Source organism: Burkholderia sp. Ac-20384, from assembly GCF_017104605.1.
In the GTDB taxonomy this organism is placed as follows: domain Bacteria; phylum Pseudomonadota; class Gammaproteobacteria; order Burkholderiales; family Burkholderiaceae; genus Burkholderia; species Burkholderia lata.
This window is the reverse complement of record NZ_JAAGPE010000504.1, coordinates 1-4116: the sequence shown is the minus strand read 5'-3', so window position 1 is coordinate 4116 and position 4116 is coordinate 1. Positions and strand designations below refer to the sequence as shown.

The 4116-nt window shown below is 59.9% G+C and carries 4 protein-coding genes; 1 reads left to right on the top strand and 3 read right to left on the bottom strand.

Going from position 1 to position 4116, the window contains the following annotated elements:
- Window positions 1–225 precede the first annotated feature (225 nt).
- Entirely contained in the window at window positions 226–975 is a 750-nt protein-coding gene (gene istB, locus G3O00_RS40680) for an IS21-like element ISBmu3 family helper ATPase IstB (RefSeq protein ID WP_006400877.1), read from the bottom strand.
- A 15-nt stretch (window positions 976–990) separates the two neighbouring features.
- Window positions 991–2541 carry an IS21-like element ISBmu3 family transposase gene (istA, locus tag G3O00_RS40675; protein WP_206146372.1) on the bottom strand — a complete coding sequence of 517 codons (1551 nt, stop codon included), beginning with the start codon at window positions 2539–2541 and terminating at the stop codon, window positions 991–993.
- A gap of 48 nt (window positions 2542–2589) precedes the next feature.
- On the opposite strand from istA, the gene G3O00_RS40670 reads away from it, so the two are divergent.
- The gene (locus tag G3O00_RS40670) at window positions 2590–2727 is read left to right on the top strand and encodes a hypothetical protein (RefSeq protein WP_006400880.1); all 138 of its coding nucleotides are present in this window, start codon (window positions 2590–2592) and stop codon (window positions 2725–2727) included.
- A 709-nt stretch (window positions 2728–3436) separates the two neighbouring features.
- On the opposite strand, the gene G3O00_RS40665 is transcribed toward G3O00_RS40670, so the two are convergent.
- A partial coding sequence (locus G3O00_RS40665; protein WP_206146371.1) for a hypothetical protein occupies window positions 3437–4116 on the bottom strand: 680 nt, incomplete at its 5' end.

The window sequence follows — 4116 nt, the reverse complement described above, 5'->3', positions numbered from 1 at the left end:
TGATAGGTTCGCTCAGACTGCTCAGCCACGGCTCGCTCTTGCTGACGGACACTCTTCAGACTGTAGGCGGCAGCCGAACCTTTGCGCGAGCCATGCTGCGCCGGCATTCCAGCCTGCAGTTCCAGCGTGCGGATTTCGGTGATGGTGATCAGCCGTTTCGGCGAACGTGATCAGTTTGGAAGGTGGTGTTGCGCGGTCAATGGATTATAGCGAAGGTGATCACGATCAGGATGCGGAGGACTGCTTGGCGTTGGTCTTTCGCATCGACTCGCCCTTCAACGGCAGCTTGTGGGCCTGATGGACGAGCCGGTCGAGGATCGCGTCGGCGAGCGTCGGGTCCTGAAGCCAAGCGTGCCAGTGTTCCAATGGCAGTTGGCTGGTAATGATCGTGGAGCGCGTGCCAACGCGATCGTCGAGCACTTCGAGCAGATCGTTTCGGGCACCCTGATCGAGATCCTGCAGCCCCCAGTCGTCGAGCAGCAGAACGTCCATCTTGGCGAGCTGCGCGAGCCGCCGCGTGAAGCTGCCGTCGCCGTGGGCGATCTTCAATTCCTCGAACAGCCGGGCAACGCGGACGTACATCACGGAGAAGCCTTGTCGGCAGGCCTGCTGACCGAACGCGCACGCAATCCACGTCTTGCCTGCTCCGGTCGGCCCCGTCAGGATGAGGTTTTGTGCATTACGGATCCAGTCGCAACCAGCAAGTGCGGCGACGACGCTCTTGTCGATGCCGCGGCTCTGCCGGTATTCGATGTCCTCGATGCAGGCCTGGGGATTCTTGAGTTTCGCAGACTTCAGCAGCCGTTCGAGCCGCCGAGTATCGCGCCAGGCGAGCTCGCGCTCGACGACCATGCCGAAGCGCTCTTCGAACGACAGGCTGGTGCTGGCGGTCAACGCCGCTTGTTCCTCGAACGCGCGGGCCATGCCGTCGAGCTTCAGGGACTTGAGCTGGGTTAAGGTTTGCTGCATCAACATCGCGACCTCCTTGGGTCAGTGGTAATACTCGGGCCCGCGCACGTTCTCGTGATCGGGCGAATGCCATTCGGTGGGCGGAATCAGGAGCATCGGCTGTCGGTCCAGGCCGGATTCGAGGATCGACAGCACGGAGCGGCGGGTCGGTGAGCCGATCACGAGCGCCCGCTGGCAGGCGGCTTCCAGCCGTTCCTTGCCGTACTTGCGCGAGAGCGACAGCAGTCCGAGACACGCTCGATATCCCATCTCGGGGTGAGGCCGGTTGGTCAGCAGGTGTTTGACGATCGCCTCGGCACCGGGACCGACGGACGCGCCCCAGTTCAGTAATCTCCCGGGCGTCCATTCCATGTGGGCGCGGTGCGCCGCCGGCATGTGCTCGGGCAACGTCGTATGCTTGTTCCGGAGTCGGCTGCGAGCGTGGGCGGCGACGCGCTTGCCGCGATGCAGGATCTCGACGCCGTGGCGCGTCACGCGGGCGTAGACTTCTTGGCGTACGAGGCTGTGCGGGACGCTGTAATAGTGATGGTCGACTTCGACGTGGTAGTCGATGTTGACGCGGCACTTCACGAAGGTCGCGATCTCGTAGCGGCGGGCCGGCAGCGGGCGTAGCGCTGGTCGGTCGAGCCGCTCGAACCATTCGTGACGGTTGCCCTCGAGCTTTTTGAACGGACGCCGGTTCAGGTCGGCAATCAGCTTGCCGATCGCCTTGTTCAGTTCGGCCAGGCTGTAGAAGCGATGGTTGCGCAGCCGTGCGAGGATCCAGCGCTCGACGATCTGCACGCCGACCTCGACCTTCGCCTTGTCCTGCGGCTTGCGCGGACGCGCTGGCAACATGGCGGTCGCGTAGTGGTTCACGAAGTCCTGCGTGGTGTTGCCCAGCACCGGTTCGCAGCGATCCGCCTTGGCGATCAATGCCTTGGGGTTGTCGGGCACCAGCAACTCGGGAACGCCGCCGTAGAATTCCAACGCGTCGATCAGGCTGCCGATCCAGTCGGGCATGGTCTCGGAACGCGTCGCACATGCATAGGTGTAGTTCGAGGCGCCGAGAACGGCCACGAACACGTGGGCCTTGAACGCGACGCCGCCGTCGCGGCCGAGGATCGGCACGGTTTGCCCGGCGAAGTCGGCGAACAGCTTCTCGCCGGCGCGGTGTTGCTGGCGCATCGAGCGCTTCAGCGCCGCAGCCCAGTCCTTGTACTGCTGGCAGAACTGCGTATAGCGATAGGTGCGTTGGCCTGGGTGAGCCTCGACGTACTCCTCCCAGAGCAGTTGCAGCGTCACGCCCTTGCGGCGCAGGTCGCGGTGCATCGCCGCGTAATCCGGTTCGACCCGGCGGGTCGGGACCGCGGTTTCCTCCGGCAGGTCCAACCTGATCTCGAGCTCGTCGTCGGCGAGCGGTTCGACGGTAGCCCAGTCGAGGCCCGCCGCGCTCGCGCGGGCGGCGTATGCCGAGATGGCGCCGACGCTGATGCCGATCGCGCGGCTGATCTGGCGGTGCGACAGGCCGCACGCCCACTTCAGCCGCAGTACTTCCTTCAGTTTGCGCATGCTCATCCGATGTGCCGGCATCAACCTGTCCCCTAAAAAGGATCAAGGCTAACGCCCGTCGTTGATCACATGCGCAACACCACCGCCGAGCCGGAACGGCTATCCCGTTTCGGTCGCGTGATCAGCTGTTTCGGTTCGCTGATCACTCATTCCGGGAACGTGATCACCCGTTTCGGCAAGATGATCGCTCGTTTCGGAAACCGGTGATCAGCGATCACCTTCGACCGAAACGGCCGATCACCATCAATCGGAACCACTGATCACGTTCAACCGAAATCGCTGATCACGTTCCCCGAAATACGCACGCCAGTGCACCGATCGGGCCGATTCGGCCCGCCCCGAAGAGCCGGAATTTTCCAGCTAAGACTGGGACGGAAATTGGGCCAGCCTCAATCGGCGAGCTCACTAACTTACGAATGGTCTACTCGAAGGGGTAAGGTCATTTTCACCATGACGAACTTGTCTTGCTGCGCCTTAACCTTGGAGTTGCTGCCATCGATTTATGTATTGAATTCCTTAATGAAAGTGGGAGCGTTTTTGGCATGGGTCATCGAATTGGAAAAATTATTCAATTTTCACCGTTGTCGAGGATCTGAACTTCTTGGGTTTGCGAATTTCCGGCTTTCGCTAGCCGAAGATATAGTCCGCCAAGCCCGGCCAGCTCGATAGAGTTCCGCCTAGTGGAGGTTGAGGAAGAGGTTGAACCAGTGCCGCCGCCCGAAGAAGTAGTCGTTTGTGGATCGCGCGCGTAATCGACGGGAATGTTTCTTTTGCGTAGAAAAATTGATCATCCCTTGTATTAACGACGGGGTGCGTTTTTAGACAAAACTGTTCTGAATGGCGACGGGCAATACGGAGGGTGGAAGTTGAAACAGGGTTGACGAGCAACCCTGTTTCGTGGAAGGTCGCGTCGAGGTTACTGCTCGGTTCCGGATTGTCCGAGCTCTTTCAGTACGTTTGGCAATCCGTTTTTGAGGGTGGTGCCCTTGTTTAGCAGATATCTATCAATGTGAAATTGGCGCTGTTCTGGTGTCATGCGCTTAAAGAGAGTAATCGAAGAGCCGTGTTTCCGCAGATCACTCATGAAACCGCCTAGAATGACCTTTCGGTTTTCGAGAGTGATCATCTCTAAGGCGGCCCGCTCATCTGCGGGGCGTTCCGCGTTCGAGCGGGGAATAGTGCTTGGTGGCAGAAGACCCTGTTTTCGGAGGGCCGTTCGAATCTGGTGGCGTAGGTTTGGCAGATACGTTGGGCTTACATTTTGGCGCTTCTGCGATGGCGTGAAGTTGTTAACGGTTTCCAGTTTCTTTTCTACGGATAGTGTTTCGAACCCCGCTCGCGGTTTGTCGCGAAAGAATATATTTAGAGCGCTTGTATGTTCCTGATACGTTTGCCGGCTTCCTGTAGCGTCCGAAGCATAAGTTGCTTGCGATTGGACAGCGCTTGAGCCAGCGAGTGGCAAGGTATTGCGGCTGGACGAAGCGATGGGTTGCGGAGAGTCGCGGACCGGACGTTGAGCGACGTGTTGCCTGGAGGACGGAGTGGCGAAGTCCTGCGGCTGGGCTGATGATCCAGACGGTTCGCCGTAAGAGGAAA

Excerpts from the sequence above, each read along its gene's own strand:
- istB (WP_006400877.1), bottom strand. The coding sequence starts at position 975 with ATGTTGATGCAGCAAACCTTAACCCAGCTCAAGTCCCTGAAGCTCGAC.
- istA (WP_206146372.1), bottom strand. The coding sequence starts at position 2,541 with ATGCCGGCACATCGGATGAGCATGCGCAAACTGAAGGAAGTACTGCGG.
- G3O00_RS40670 (WP_006400880.1), top strand. The coding sequence starts at position 2,590 with ATGCGCAACACCACCGCCGAGCCGGAACGGCTATCCCGTTTCGGTCGC.